The following is a 13,646-nucleotide window of genomic DNA, read 5'->3' on the forward strand; positions in this document are numbered from 1 at the left end:
CCCCCCCCGTGCTGCCGATCACGCCAAAATCCGCGCTGACACCGAGTTCGTCGGCACGCGCGACGGCGAGCGCCAGATGACCCGGCTTCAGTGAGCCGGCATCGCCGGACTCGACCGGGCCCAGGTCCACGCCGTTCAGCTTCAGCACGGCGAGGTCCGTGCCCGGATCCTGGCCTGCGAGGACCGCGGCAACCGTACGACCGTCGCTCAAGGTGATTTCGATCCCCTCCTCGCGCCGGATCGTATGGGCAGCCGTCACGACGACGCCATGGCGCCAGATTACGCCACTCGACGGCATGCGATGCCGGCCATGGATTGCCACGACGCTCTGCCCGACTCGCGCGACAATGTCGGCCAGACCGTCCGAGAGAGCCATCAAAGGATTTGCGCCCGAAGATGTCGTTTCCATTTCACGTCTCCTGCCAGTGTGGGTTCACCATTCGTGGGTTCACAATGACAGAACGACGGGCGGCGCGCACCACCCAAATGGGTAGTCGTAGCGATGCAGATCACACGGAGTCAACGTGGGAGGAAGGCCATGAGTACGCTTGCCAGATTCACATCGGGCGTCCGGTGCACGCGCCTGTGGTGGATGGCCGCGATGACCGCGGCGCTCTGTTTGCTGGGCCAGGGCGCTTTCGCGCAAGCGGACGTCAGGGCGACGAGCCTGCGCGAAAAGTACCAGAGTCTCACGCAGCAACTCGCGCAAAACCAGTTCCAGCGCCCGCTATACCTCGAATCGCAGGAGTTGCCTTCGGCACTCAAAGGGGACATTTACGGTGTGGTCAACTTCCCTTTCGCGACGGTCAGCGACACGCTCAACCATCCGACTCAAGGGCCGGCCAACTGGTGCGATGTGCTGATCCTGCACTTGAACATCAAGTACTGCCATGCCTCGACCGGCGCGAGCGGTACGGTGCTCGCGGTGAATATCGGCAAGAAAACCGAGGAATCGCTTACCTCATCCTACCGCGTGCAATTCGCCTGGAACCAGGCAGTGAGCAGCCCTGATTATTTTCGCGTGGAGCTTTCCGCCGCCACGGGTCCGCTGAGTACGAAAGACTACCGGATCGTGGTGGAGGCCATACCCGTGGGCGACGATCGGACCTTTATTCATCTGACTTACGCCTACGGTTACGGCACGGCCGGCCGGCTTGCCATGAAAGCCTATCTGGCAACGATAGGCAGCGACAAAGTCGGCTTTTCCACGACCCGCGATCCGTCGACGAACGAAACGCGATACATCGGCGGCGTACGCGGTCTGGTCGAACGCAACACCATGCGCTATTACCTCGCCATCGAAGCGTATCTCGATGCGCTTTCCAGCCCGCCCAATGGCCGCCTCGACAAACGCCTCACCAAGTGGTTCGATGCCACCGAGCAGTATCCGCGCCAATTGCACGAGGTCAGCCGCGCCGACTACATGCAAATGAAGCACAACGAATATCAGCGTCAGCAGATCGCGCAGTAGTGCGCGTATGAGCCCGTGCGGCGCACGGGCGTTACGGCGCAGGTTTTCAACACTCCCGCTGCGCTCGCCCGTTGGACGAAGGCCGCCGACGCCTGCTCCACGAGCGCCGCGTTTTGCTGCGTCGCTTCGTCGATCTTGCGTGGCGGCAAACGCCTCAGTGACGTCGGATGAAACAGCCGCCGGAATCAGTAGCGCGCAAGCTGGCTGCCGTTGACCTGTACGCGATCGCCTGGGCGCAGGTCGCCGGGTGTCGGCACGTTGAACGCGCGGGTCGAGCCGTCGCTCAACTGCACGTCGATCTGGAATCCTGCGGGCTGGCCCATCTGCTGGCCGATCCGGTTGCCTGCATAGGCTCCCCCGAGCGCGCCGATGACGGTCGCCGCGTCGCGGCCGTGGCCACCGCCGACCTGATTGCCGAGCACGCCGCCAACCAGCGCGCCGACCACGGTTCCGGCGATGCCCGAAGCACCCGTGGCGTTGCTCAACGGCCGGATGCTCGAGATCGTGCCGTACTGCGTACCGTATTGGTTGCCGTATTGCGGGTTGTACTGCGCACCGTACTGACCGTTGCTTTGCGAGTCATACGGCTGTTGCGGCGCAGGCGGCGGTGCGTAGGCGGGTTGCTGCACGGTGCCCGGTTGTGCGTAAGCGGGCTGGCCGTACGCAGACGCCGCCGGTGCTGCATATTGGCCCTGGTAGCCTTGCTGCGCGCCGTACTGCGAGTAGCCCGGAGCAACGCATGCGGACAACGAAAGACTGGCTGCAGCGACAAGCGCGGCGGTGAGGGCGGACTTGGTAGAGAGCATGGACGTCACGGTGGGTTCGCATTGCCGCCGCTGCGGGCACGACAAGCATGAGGAGGAGTGGCGATTGCGCGGCAGTATAAGCAAAGCCCGGACGTCCGCTGCGCGCGGGTAACAACGTGTAAAGTTCGTTGCCGGATGAATGGCGGCGCGCCGAGCGCGGTGCCATTCATCCGTTGGAATCAAGCTGGCGCCGGATTCCCCGAAAGTTTCAATGCAGGGTTTGGACGCTGCCGATGGTGTCGGCACCCGCATCTTCGGACGCGGCCTGTTCGATGATCGCGCAGCGGAAATCGAACTTGACGCGAAGGATCGCGGATTCGACCCGTGCGTCGCCGCGATGGCCCTTCAGGCGAGTATCGATCGCCTCCTCGACGGCGAGAATCGCCTGCTCGATACTCTCCGGATCGTCGCTGTCGAAGCCGACCTCGACCTCTATGCTCTCCAGCAGGTTCAACGCGGTTGCAATGTCTTCGGAAGCGACGAATAGCGTCTCGGCGTTCTCTCTCATCTACCCTCCCCGTTGGATTGTCCAGCTCAACAGACAGCTGCGAGTTGCACGTCTATCGTTGCACATCCGGAACAAATCTGCCGACGACGACGGCCGATGTTGGGTTCGAAACAACGGAAGGGTTGCCGTCCACCGTGAAGCGAATAGAATCGAAGGTTCCAGCCGATAGCGTAAAGGCAATCGAGCCGGCTTCGGGCGCGGTTTTGACCTGCTAGACTGGAAGTTCCCCCGCGAACCATGGAGGGAATCATGACGACTGTCTACGTGGTAAAGACTGGCGAGCAGTACCTCTGCTGCGCAGAGGACGGCGATATCGGCATGGCGCCGGAGATTGGCGGGGCCAAGTCCTTCGTCTCATACGAGGAAGCCGAAAAGGCGGCGTCCGAGCACGCCGACCCCGGATACGAAATCGTCGCCGTCAGCGTTGCCACACACTGACGCGCAAGGCGGTTCCGCCTCGCCTTACCGGAACTTGCCAGCCGGTGCTTTCGGCTGGCTTTCGGCTGCGCCGCCGGCCAGCGCGTGAACCGATCCGGCGAGGAAGTTCAGGATGAATTCGTTCACCTCGTCCGGACGCTCTTGCTGCACCCAGTGACCCGCCTTCGCGATGAGATGCTTCTTCCATAGGTTGGGAACGTTGTTCTCCAGCGCGTCGTAGTCCTTCGCGGCCATTTTCACGACGCCGTCCAGCTCTCCCGCGAGAAAGAGCGTCGGTTGCATGATCCGGGCGCCGTCGAGGAAGCTGGTGAGCGCCCAGTTCCGGTCGATATTCCGATACCAGTTGATTGGCCCGCGAAACCCGCTGCGCTCGAACTGAGCGACAAAATAATGCAGATCCGTTTCGGTCAACCATGGCGGAAGCTCGTCGGGCAACGTGAGGTTGTCCACGAGTCGAGTCGATTTGGGAAAGATCGCGAAATTGGCCGGCTGTCCTTTCACCACCGGGTCTCCCGACGCCGAGTAGAGAATGCCAAGCATCGAGCGACGGACATCTTCTTCCAGTTCACGCTCGATGCGTCCCGGCAACTGAAAATAGTCCTGATAGAAGTGACACTCCTGCGTGATCTGCGCAAAGCGCACCGATGGGCGCACCGGACGTCGAGGCATGTAAGGCACGCTCAGCAGGCCGAGAACGGGAAACAGGTCGGGGCGCAGCAACGCTGCGTAAGCAGCGACAGCGGCGCCCCAGTCATGTCCGATCAGAATCGCCTGCTCTTCACCGAGCGCCTTGACGAGGCCAACGAGGTCGCCGACCAGGTTCAGAATGTCGTAAGCCTCGATCGCTTCCGGGGCGTCGGTGAGCCCATATCCGCGCTGGTCCGGCGCAACCGCGCGATAGCCCGCAGCCGCCAGCGCATCGATCTGCCAGCGCCACACGTACCAGGACTCCGGCCAGCCGTGGCAAAGCAGCACGAGCGGGCCCGTGCCTCTTTCGACGTAGTGCATGCGGATGCCGTTGACGTACGCGAACTTCTCCTGGAACCCGTTCATCATGGAGTCGACCTCGTCTCACGCGGTGGGAAAGCGCCTGGCGGTCATTGTGAATGCAGTACCGCAATGCTTCAACCACATCAGTCGTTTTGAGCGTGAGCCGGAAATCAAGGATCGACGCGTGCCGTGCGGCCCTCCCCCCCACGCAATGACGCTCAGGTAACCGGCGTGTCCATGTCGACGCACCGCACGAAATCGACGTGCAGGCGTCGATTAGCGCACCGGTCATGTCGACGACCTCCGGGGGCCGTACGGCGGCGAAACGCAGACGCTCTTTACGTCAACCGGCCAGTCTTCTTCGTCCTAGAATTCCTTTCAGGGGGGAGGCGACATGAAGCGCGAAGTGGTCACTGGGCTGTTGTGCGGCGCACTACTCGCCGGCTGCGTGACGGCCGGCGTCGAAGTCAGGCCCGAACAGATGGCGAACTTCAGGCACGGTGTGACGACGCTGCAGGACGTGATCGTCGCGCTCGGCCCGGCGTCGGTCGAGACCGCGTTGGACGACGGCTCGACGCTGCTCGTCTACACCTACGTGACGTCGCGTCCGCACCCGGAAAGCTATATCCCCTTCATCGGCTCGTTGGTCGCCGGCGCCGACACACACTCGTCGGCGGCCGTGTTTCTGTTCGATTCGCACGGTCTTCTCAAGGGCGCCAACAGCACGGGCTCGAACGTCGGCACGGGCATGACCGCGGCCCATAGCGCGGAGCCCCGAGCGCCCGTGCCGGTTTCAGACGCGCCCGTTGTTGGCAAGGGCGTCCCGCCGCCCGCCGTTCAGACCGCCCAGCCGACGCCGGAAGAAGACGCCGCGCCCGCGTCGCAAATGCCTGGCGAACCGCTGGAAATCAACGTTCAGCCGGCTCCCGTCGAATAGCCATATCCCAATGTCAAACTTGCCCTGGCTTTCGCAATATCCTGCTCGCGTTGCGGCCGACGTCGACCTCGACGACTACCCTCGATGGCAGCCCTGCTGGAACAGGCCGTCGCGCGCTTCGGCGACAGGATCGCCTTTCAAGGCGCGCGGAGTACCCGTCCAGTTCGCGATAAGTGAGATTCACGCCGAACTGATGCGGCGACAATGGCGAGACCGGTTGGTGAATGAAATCTGACTTTTCCGCCGCCGAAGAACCAAACCATTCGAAAAACGACGTTGTCTTGCCCTCCCGCGACAGCACCAGTCCGATGTCGCTTCCAGCGCGTCACCCTGTCGGCTTCGTTCTAGGAGCGACATTTCTGGTCGCATTAACTGTGCAAATCATTACCGTGCGACTTCAGCGTTAAAACCGCTCGCCTCCCATGGCTTCACCATTCGGGGTGATACGCACGTCTTATTCAACGCACAAGGGACGGCCAGATCATGAAAGCGTATCAGCCCAAAGTGGACCCAAAGACGCTTCGCAAGGTGATCGTTGCCGCTGCGGTTGGCAATTTCGTCGAATGGTTCGACTTTGCCGTTTATGGATTTCTGGCGACCCTGCTGACTCGCCAGTTCTTTCCGAATGGCGACCCGGCGATCGCGTTGATGAAGACCTTCGCGGTGTTCGCCGTCGCCTTTGCATTCAGACCGCTCGGCGGGGTCTTCTTCGGCGTGGTGGGAGACCGGGTGGGCCGCAAGAAAACGCTCGCCCTGACCATCTTGATCATGGCAGCGGCAACAACGGTCATCGGCTTCCTGCCGACCTACGCATCGGTCGGCATGCTCGCCCCCTTGCTGCTCGCAATCGTGCGCTGCGTGCAAGGTTTTTCCGCCGGCGGCGAATACGCCGGCGCCTGCGCGTATCTGATGGAACATGCGCCTAAGCACCAGCGCGCGCGATACGGGAGCTTTCTTCCGGTCTCCACGTTCCTGTCGTTCGCGAGCGCCGCAGTCGTGGCGTCGGGACTGGACGCCGTGCTGTCGCCAGAGGCGATGAGCAATTGGGGCTGGAGAATCCCGTTCATCGCCGCGGCGCCTATCGGTCTGGTCGGACTGTATCTGCGCACGCGCCTTGGTGAAACGCCATCGTTTGCTGCAGTCGAACACGATCACGACCTCGCTCATGCCCCGCTGCGCGAAACGCTAAAGACCCAGGCAGGCGCGATCGTGCGCCTGGGTGCCTTCGTGTCCGTGACTGCGCTCTCCTTCTATACGTTCACGACCTATTTCGCGACGTATATGCAGGTCGTCGGTCATCTGAGCCGGGCCAACGCGTTATTGGTCACGGTCTTCGCACTCGTCTTCGCCGCGGCCATCTGCCCGCTCGCCGGCCTCTACTCCGATGCCGTGGGAAGACGAAAAACCGTCTTCACGGCATGCGCCATCCTGATCGCCGCGGTGTACCCCTCTTTTTCGCTGGGAGGCTCAGGGGATTTTCGTTCCGCGATTGCTGGCGCATGCATGCTTGCGCTCGGCGCGGTCCTGTCGGGTGTGGTCACGGCGGCACTGCTCTCCGAAATCTTTCCGACCCGCACCCGTTACACCGCTTCGGCGATCACCTACAACCTGGCCTACACGATCTTTGGCGGCACGGCACCGCTTGTCGCCACCTGGCTGATCGAGTCGACGGGTAACAGCATCTCGCCCGCTTACTACCTCATCGCCGTCTCGCTGCTGGCACTGGTTGGCGGGTTGTCCTTGCCGGAAACGTCGCGGATTTCGCTCGACGATCCCCCGCATGAAGGTGTAACGGAACACGTTGCGGCGCGAAGTCTGCAAGACGCACCGCACAATTCAGTCTGACGTGAACCCTCCGCTGCTCAGTAGGCCGCGCGCAGGGCCTCCGTGGCCAAGGCAAGGCGCGACGCAATGACCTTCACCAGAAAGCGATGAAACTGCTGGGCGGCCACGGGGTCGTCCCGCTCGAGCGCGACGAGCGCCGCCAGCGACAGCCTGCGCACCCGCGTCGGCGCCTCGGCGAACACGTCCGCGCTGCGCGGTTGCTGCGTGTATACGGCCATTTCCCCGATGACCGTGCCCGGCAGGCAGGCGCGCACCCGCACCGACCGCCCGTTGCCGAGCGGCAGCGAAACGGCGAGCCGCCCGCGCTCGATGAGGTACAGCGCGTCGCCCGGGTCCCCGCGAAGAAACAGCGCCTGGCCCGCCTGCAGATCCTTCGCTTCGAGCCGCGTGGAGAGCGTGTTCAGCGCGCTGGCCGTGAAATGCGGCGCGAGCAGTGAATTGAGGTCGTCACCGGGTTTCGGCGCGAGCGCACTCGACGCGAGCAGCTGGTCTTCGACCCATTCCAGGCCCGCATCGAGCGTGTCGAATTCGCGAATACGCAGATTGAGCGTGCCGGTTTTCGTCAGCAGATCGCGCGAGCGCGACGGCAGCGCGGTCAGGATCAGGTCCGCGTCCGTCGCCGCGCAGAGCTGCCGCAGCTTGACGAAGCTGATCGACACCGACGCGTCGATGCCCTGGGTCGCCGCGAAATCAAGTACAACGAATCGAACCCGCACCGGAGTGCGCGCGGCGAGGCGCTCCCGTATGCGCTGGAGGATCGAATTGGCCGTGCCGAAAAAGAGAAACCCTTGCAGGCACATGCCGCACACCTGCGCGCCGAGCCCGCGCAACGCTTCGGTCTCCTCGATGTTGCGCTCGACATTCGAGGTCCGGGTGCGCAGGTCGAACGCCATGCGAATGCAGCTCACGCGGCCGTAGAGCAGCGTGAACATCACGCACGCGGCAATCACGCCCGCGCCCACGCCGATGAGCACGCCCCAGCCCGCGATCGTGCAGAGAATGACGGGCACGAGCAGATACTCGTACCAGGCGAGCTTCGCCCAGGCGCCGACCACCCATTGCACGATGAGGCGCAGCCCCATGAAAAGCTGGAGGCCGACGAGCACCGGCACGGGAAAGAGCGCGACAAAACCGGGCGACGCGGCCAGCACGACGAGGCATGCGAGCGAGGCGAACACGCCCGCCAGCCGGCTCGTCGCGCCCACGCGCGCGTTGAGCATCGAGCGATTGAACGACTGATAACCGACCATGCCGCCCAACAGACCGCTCGCGAGATTGGCGAGGCCCGCGGCCCGCAGCTCGCGATTGAGGTCGACTTCCTCGCCCGTCGCCGCGCCGATCGCCGTCGAATTCATCAGGATCGTGACGGCCGAAACCGAGGTGACCACGAGGCTCTCCGGAAGGTGTGCGGTGATCGCCGTCCAGTCGATGCCGCCCTGCCCGAGCTGCGCGCGCAGGTGCAGCTCCGGTAGCCCGGTGAGCCGCAGCGCCGCGCGCGGCAGCAGCAGGCCCATGGCGCGCGCGTCGTCGATCGACAGGCCCGCGGCACGCAGCAAAACGTAGAAGAGCACGATGCCGAAGGCCAGCGTGAGCGGCAGCGCGGCAACGTGCTTCCAGCTGCGCATCAGGATCGTGGCCAGCACGCCGACGACGAGCGCGGGCAACCATGCGAGCCAGTGGAGATGCGTCAGCAACGCGAGCGTGCGCCATTGCAGCGACTCGCCCGTCATGACGCGAAACGCGCCGGCGAGCAGCAGATAGCCCGTGCCGGCGAGGAAACCGCCGAGGACCGGGTAAGGCAGGAACTGCAGCGAGCGGCTGCGCTTCGACGACCCGATTGCGTAGAGCACGACGCCGGTCACGAGCGAGCAAAGCGCGATGGCAATCAGCACGGTGAGCAGCAGCGTTTGCGGCGAACCGCCGTCCGCCCGCACGCTGCTCGCGACGCCTGCCGCCACGCCCGCAAGAAACGCCGCCGCGTTGCTGTCGGGGCCGCCGATGTTCAGGCGCATCGAACTCGTCAAGGCGATCACGAGCGCGGTGACGACACAGCTGACGAGCGCGGTGGGCACGCCGAGCATGGCGTAGCGGGCGAGATCGGCGCTGAAGATCAGCGTGCCGAGGCTCATCGCGTAGCACAGCATGACGAGCGCCGATACCGCACCGGCCGCCAGATCGCCGGGCAGCGCCGCGATGGGCGAGCGCGGCGGGACGTCGGCGACAGTAACGGTCTTGCCCGGCTTCACGTGAATTCCCGGTGGAATGCGCGAGGCGCGATGGGGAGCGATCCAGTATCCGTCCGCGCCGGAAAGCCTGTCAAACGCCGTACGCGGCCCGTGGCGCGCGCCTACACTGGAAATTCACCGGCACGATCCCCCGACGGGCTCGGGGCGGTTCGCATCAGGCAACCGGCATCGCATCCAGGCGGCGAACATGGATATTGAGCAATGGCTGCACGCCCTGGGACTCGAGCAGTACGCGCAAGCGTTCGCGGCTAACGATATCGATCTCTCGCTGCTCGCGCAGCTGACCGACGCGGATCTGCGGGAACTCGGCGTGCAGTCGCTCGGCCACCGCAAGCGCATCCTCGCTGCCGCCGCGCCGAACCCGCCAGCCGCGGCTTTGCCCGTGGCGCAAACGGCGGTCGCCCCCCACGCGCTGGAGATCCCCGCGGACGAACGCCGGCAGGTCACCGTCCTGTTTGCCGATCTCTGCGGCTTCACCGCGCTTTCGCGTACGCTCGATCCCGAGGAGGTGCGCGCGTTGATCGGCCGCTTCACGGCGCTCGTCGACGGCATCGTGCTCGCCTGGGGCGGGACGACGGACAGGCATATCGGCGACGCGGTGATGGCGCTGTTCGGCGCGCCGCGCGCGCACGAGACGGACACGCTGCGCGCCGCGCGCGCGGCGCTCGAGATCCATGAGGCGCTGACGCCATTGAGCCTGCAGGCGGCACGCACGTTGCAGGCCCATATCGGCATCGCGAGCGGCGAAGTCGTCGCCGGCGCGCTCGGCTGCGTCGACGCGCGCGACTACACCGTCACCGGCAGTCCGGTGAACCTGGCCGCGCGCCTGCAGGTCGCAGCGGCGGCCGGCGAGACCTGGCTCTCCGATGACGTGGCGCGCGCGCTTGGCGACGCCGCCGTCTGCGACGCGCTCGGCGAGCAGTGCTTCAAGGGCATCGACACGCCAGTGCGCGCATGGCGGCTGCGCGCGATTTCGAGCGACCCGGCGAGCGAATCGGCGAAGACGGGTCAGAGCCTTTTCGTCGGACGCGAGGCCGAGCTCGAGCAGTTTCACGGTATCGTCCGCGCGTGCGTCGCGAGGCGGGCCGGCCACATCGTCCATGTGCGCGGCGAAGCGGGCATCGGCAAGACGCGTCTCGTCGACGAGATGCGCCGCCATGCGCAGTCGCAAGGCTTCGAGATCCATCGGGGCCTCGTGCTCGATTTCGGCGTGGGCAAGGGGCAGGATCCCGTGCACACGATCGCCGCCAGTCTGTTCGGTCTGCCGGCCGGCGCATCGAGCGACGCGCGGCGCGCCGCCGCCGCGCGGTTCGCCGCTGAAGGCAGCCTCGAGGCCGGGCAGCATGCGTTCCTCCACGACCTTCTCGACCTGCCGCTCGCGGACGAATGGCGAACCGTCTACGACGCCATGGACCACGGCGCGCGCAAGCGCGGCAAGCAGGCGCTCGCCGCGAGACTGACCGGCGACGCCTGCAGGCGGGCCGCCACGCTGATCGTCGTAGAAGACCTCCATTGGGCCGAGCCCGAAATGCTCGACTATCTCTCGGCCTTCGCCTCGGGCATCGCGAACGGCCCGGGCCTGCTCGTGACGACCTCGCGCGTGGAAGGCGACCCGATCGATGCGGCGTGGCGCGCGCGCTGCCGCGACATCCCGTTCGCGACGATCGACCTCGGGCCCTTGCGCCAGGACGAGGCACTGAGCCTCGCAGGCAACTTCATCGACGCGACGCAACGGGTCGCGCTCGCCTGCATCGAGCGCGCGGGCGGCAACCCGCTGTTCCTCGAGCAGCTCTTGCGCAACGCCGAGGAAGGCAGCGGCAACGCCGTGCCAGGTTCGATCCGCAGCCTCGTGCTCGCGCGGATGGACCGGCTCGCGCCGCGCGACCGTCTGGCGTTCCAGGCGGCTGCCGTGATCGGGCAGCGGTTCGGCATCGCGTTGTTGCGGCGGCTCATCGACGACCCCGGCTACGTCTGCGACGGCCTGCTCGCCAATGCGCTCGTGCTGCCGGAGGGCGAAGAGTTTCTGTTCGCCCACGCGCTGATCCAGGAGAGCGCCTATTCGACGCTGCTGCGTGCGCGCCGACGCGAGTTGCACCGCTGCGCGGCCGACTGGTTCGCGCACGGCGACCCCACGCTGCACGCCCAGCATCTCGACCGCGCCGAGGACGAACGCGCGCCGCAAGCCTACCTGGCCGCCGCGCTCGCGCAGCGCACGGCGCACCTGCTCGAGGCCGCGCTGCGCCTCGCCGAGCGGGGCCTCGAGATTGCGCAGAGCGAGACGGACCGCCACAGCCTGAGCTGCTGCAAGGGCGAACTGCAGCGCGACCTCGGCGACATCGCGGGATCGATCGCGACCTGGCGCGCGGCGCTCGCAGCCGCCCCCGACGACGCCAGTCTGTGCCGCTGCCAGCTAGGACTCGCCGAAGGCCTGCGTGTGAGCGAAGGCCTCGACGAAGCGCTGGACCTGATCGAGGCTGCGCAGCGGATCGCGGAGCGCGATGACCGGGTGGCCGAACTCGCGAGCCTTCACTATCTGCGCGGCAACATCTACTTTCCGCTCGGCAAGATCGATGCCTGCAGCACCGAACACGAGCGCGGGCTCGACTATGCGCGGCGCCTCGGCCTGCCGGAGGCCGAGGCCCGCGCGCTCGGCGGCCTCGCCGATGCCGCCTACGCGCAAGGGCGGATGCGGACCGCGTTCCGCCATTTCAGCGATTGCGTGGCGTTGAGCCGCGAGCACGGGTGCGGCCGGATCGAAGTCGCCAATCTGTCGATGCAGGGCTTCAGCCGCATCTACCTGAACGAGCCGCGGCAGGCGCGCGAAGACGCCGTTGCCGCCGTGCGCGCCGCCGCGTTGATCGGGCAGCCGCGCGCGCAATTGCTGGGCGAGACGCTCGGCGTGTTCGCCTGCTACGAGCTAGGCGATATGCCGGCTACGCAGGTCCATCTGGAGCAGGAAAAGCGCGTGATCCGGCAATTGGGCGCGCGCCGGTTCGAAGCGCAGAACCTGGAAATGCAGGGACGTGTCTGGCTCGCCGATGGACGCCGCGGCGAAGCCGTCGATGCGCTGCGCGAGGCGCTTGCGATCTCGCGCGAGGTCGGCACGCAATTCTCCGCGCCGAAGAATCTGAGCGCCCTCGCCCGCGCGGTCGACGAGCATGACGAGCGCACGCGCCTGCTCGCAGAAGGCGCGGACCTGCTGCGCCTCGGCACGGTCGGCCACAACCATCTCTGGTTCTACCGCGACGCGATCGAGGCGATGCTGGCGGCCCGCGATCCGGCCGGCGTGCTGCGCTACGCGAGCGCATTGGAGGACTACACGCGGCACGAACCGCTGCCCTGGGCCGAACTGTTCGCGGCACGCGCACGCGCGCTAGCGCGTCCTGCAGGCACCCGCCGACGATGGCGTGCGTGGCGAGCTCGCGCGCGTGCGCACCGTGCTGCTGCAGACCGGCTTCCAGCAATACCTGGCTGCCGTCGATGCAGCGCTTGCTGCTTGAGGCATGCATCCGGCCGAACACGCTTCGCCCAGGGCGTTCATTCCTTGTGCTCTTTGCGGAACGCAGCCTCGCCTGCATCCGATACCTCGACCCACTTCTTGTCGGGCGGCGTGTCTGCGGTGTAGCTGTCGTGCCAGTTCCACCACTTGTAGGTTGGGGTCTGGGGATAGCCCTCGGGCGAGTCCTCCCAGAGCTCCTGGCGACCCAGCGGCGTCATGTCGAGGTAGTTCCAGGTGCCCCCCATCTGTTCATCGCCGCGATTGTTGATGAAGTACGTACGGAATACGCGCTCGCCATCGCGGTAGAACACGTTCGTGCCGTGCCACTCGTCGACACCGAAGTCGGCGTCGAAGCTGTCCGTAATGGTGAACCATGGCATCTGCCAGCCCATGTGCGCCTTCAGTCGCGCGATGTCGGCCTGAGGCGCACGCGAGACGAAGACGAGCGTCGTGTCGCGGGCGTTCAGGTGAGCGACGTGGGCGACCTGATCCGCCACCATCGAGCAGCCCCGGCAGGCATGCTCGGGCCACCCGAACACGCCCGGTTCGAAGAAAGCGCGGTAGACGATCAGTTGACGCCGGCCGTCGAACAGATCCCGCAGACTGAGCTTGCCCGCGGGACCTTCGAATGCGTAGGCCTTCTCCACCGCCATCCAGGGCATTCGCCGGCGCTCGGCGGCCAGGGCGTCTCGAGCCCGGGTCAGCGCCTTTTCCTTTACTAACAACTGCTGGCGCGCTGCTTCCCACGCTTGCGATGAGACGACCGGTGGAGTGGCCATGGCGGGCTGGCCGCCTTTCCTTCCGTTTTCGGCTGATGAACTCATGGCTTTTGCGACCTCCTGAATAGGCAAATTCCTGCGGCGCGATTGCGTCCGCTACGCGTCGCTCATTGGGTGACGTGAGTAG

11 protein-coding genes are annotated in these 13,646 nt (G+C 65.6%); 5 read left to right on the forward strand and 6 right to left on the reverse strand.

The features are described 5' to 3' along the window. The coding region (locus tag AB4Y43_RS35260; protein ID WP_368729913.1) for a S1C family serine protease at positions 1-376 on the reverse strand (376 nt) is incomplete at its 3' end. A 162-nt stretch (positions 377-538) separates the two neighbouring features. Between AB4Y43_RS35260 and AB4Y43_RS35265 the strand changes: the two genes are divergently transcribed. After that, positions 539-1,471 carry a hypothetical protein gene (locus tag AB4Y43_RS35265; protein ID WP_368684108.1) on the forward strand — a complete coding sequence of 311 codons (933 nt, stop codon included), beginning with the start codon at positions 539-541 and terminating at the stop codon, positions 1,469-1,471. A 185-nt stretch (positions 1,472-1,656) separates the two neighbouring features. Here the strand turns inward: AB4Y43_RS35265 and AB4Y43_RS35270 are convergent, their stop codons facing one another. Both AB4Y43_RS35270 and AB4Y43_RS35275 read right to left on the reverse strand, forming a co-directional pair. Next, complete coding sequence (locus AB4Y43_RS35270) at positions 1,657-2,286, reverse strand: glycine zipper 2TM domain-containing protein (protein ID WP_141710563.1); 630 nt, start codon at positions 2,284-2,286, stop codon at positions 1,657-1,659. 199 nt (positions 2,287-2,485) lie between these two features. Further along, positions 2,486-2,785, reverse strand: coding sequence for a hypothetical protein (locus AB4Y43_RS35275; RefSeq protein WP_069262014.1), 300 nt, complete (start codon positions 2,783-2,785; stop codon positions 2,486-2,488). Positions 2,786-3,034: 249 nt separating this feature from the next. Here AB4Y43_RS35275 and AB4Y43_RS35280 point away from each other — a divergent pair, with 249 nt between their 5' ends. Next, positions 3,035-3,223: a hypothetical protein gene (locus tag AB4Y43_RS35280; RefSeq protein WP_028203473.1), complete on the forward strand. Its 189-nt coding sequence runs from the start codon at positions 3,035-3,037 to the stop codon at positions 3,221-3,223. Between the two features lie 24 nt (positions 3,224-3,247). Here the strand turns inward: AB4Y43_RS35280 and AB4Y43_RS35285 are convergent, their stop codons facing one another. After that, entirely contained in the window at positions 3,248-4,279 is a 1,032-nt protein-coding gene (locus AB4Y43_RS35285; RefSeq protein ID WP_368729895.1) for an alpha/beta fold hydrolase, read from the reverse strand. 328 nt (positions 4,280-4,607) lie between these two features. Here AB4Y43_RS35285 and AB4Y43_RS35290 point away from each other — a divergent pair, with 328 nt between their 5' ends. Further along, a complete protein-coding gene (locus AB4Y43_RS35290) occupies positions 4,608-5,150 on the forward strand; it encodes a hypothetical protein (protein WP_069262016.1) in 543 nt (180 codons plus the stop codon). Positions 5,151-5,633: 483 nt separating this feature from the next. After that, a complete protein-coding gene (locus AB4Y43_RS35295) occupies positions 5,634-6,995 on the forward strand; it encodes an MFS transporter (RefSeq protein WP_368729896.1) in 1,362 nt (453 codons plus the stop codon). A 17-nt stretch (positions 6,996-7,012) separates the two neighbouring features. Here AB4Y43_RS35295 and AB4Y43_RS35300 read toward each other — a convergent pair whose 3' ends face one another. After that, positions 7,013-9,241: a SulP family inorganic anion transporter gene (locus AB4Y43_RS35300; protein WP_368684105.1), complete on the reverse strand. Its 2,229-nt coding sequence runs from the start codon at positions 9,239-9,241 to the stop codon at positions 7,013-7,015. A gap of 187 nt (positions 9,242-9,428) precedes the next feature. Between AB4Y43_RS35300 and AB4Y43_RS35305 the strand changes: the two genes are divergently transcribed. Further along, entirely contained in the window at positions 9,429-12,866 is a 3,438-nt protein-coding gene (locus AB4Y43_RS35305) for an adenylate/guanylate cyclase domain-containing protein (RefSeq protein ID WP_368729897.1), read from the forward strand. Here AB4Y43_RS35305 and AB4Y43_RS35310 read toward each other — a convergent pair. Then, the gene (locus AB4Y43_RS35310; protein WP_368729898.1) at positions 12,779-13,564 is read right to left on the reverse strand and encodes a DUF899 domain-containing protein; all 786 of its coding nucleotides are present in this window, start codon (positions 13,562-13,564) and stop codon (positions 12,779-12,781) included. The genes AB4Y43_RS35305 and AB4Y43_RS35310 overlap by 88 nt on opposite strands. Between the last annotated feature and the right edge of the window lie 82 nt (positions 13,565-13,646).

The sequence above is a fragment of the Paraburkholderia sp. BR10872 genome, from assembly GCF_040965835.1.
GTDB classification, from domain to species: Bacteria; Pseudomonadota; Gammaproteobacteria; order Burkholderiales; family Burkholderiaceae; genus Paraburkholderia; species Paraburkholderia nodosa_A.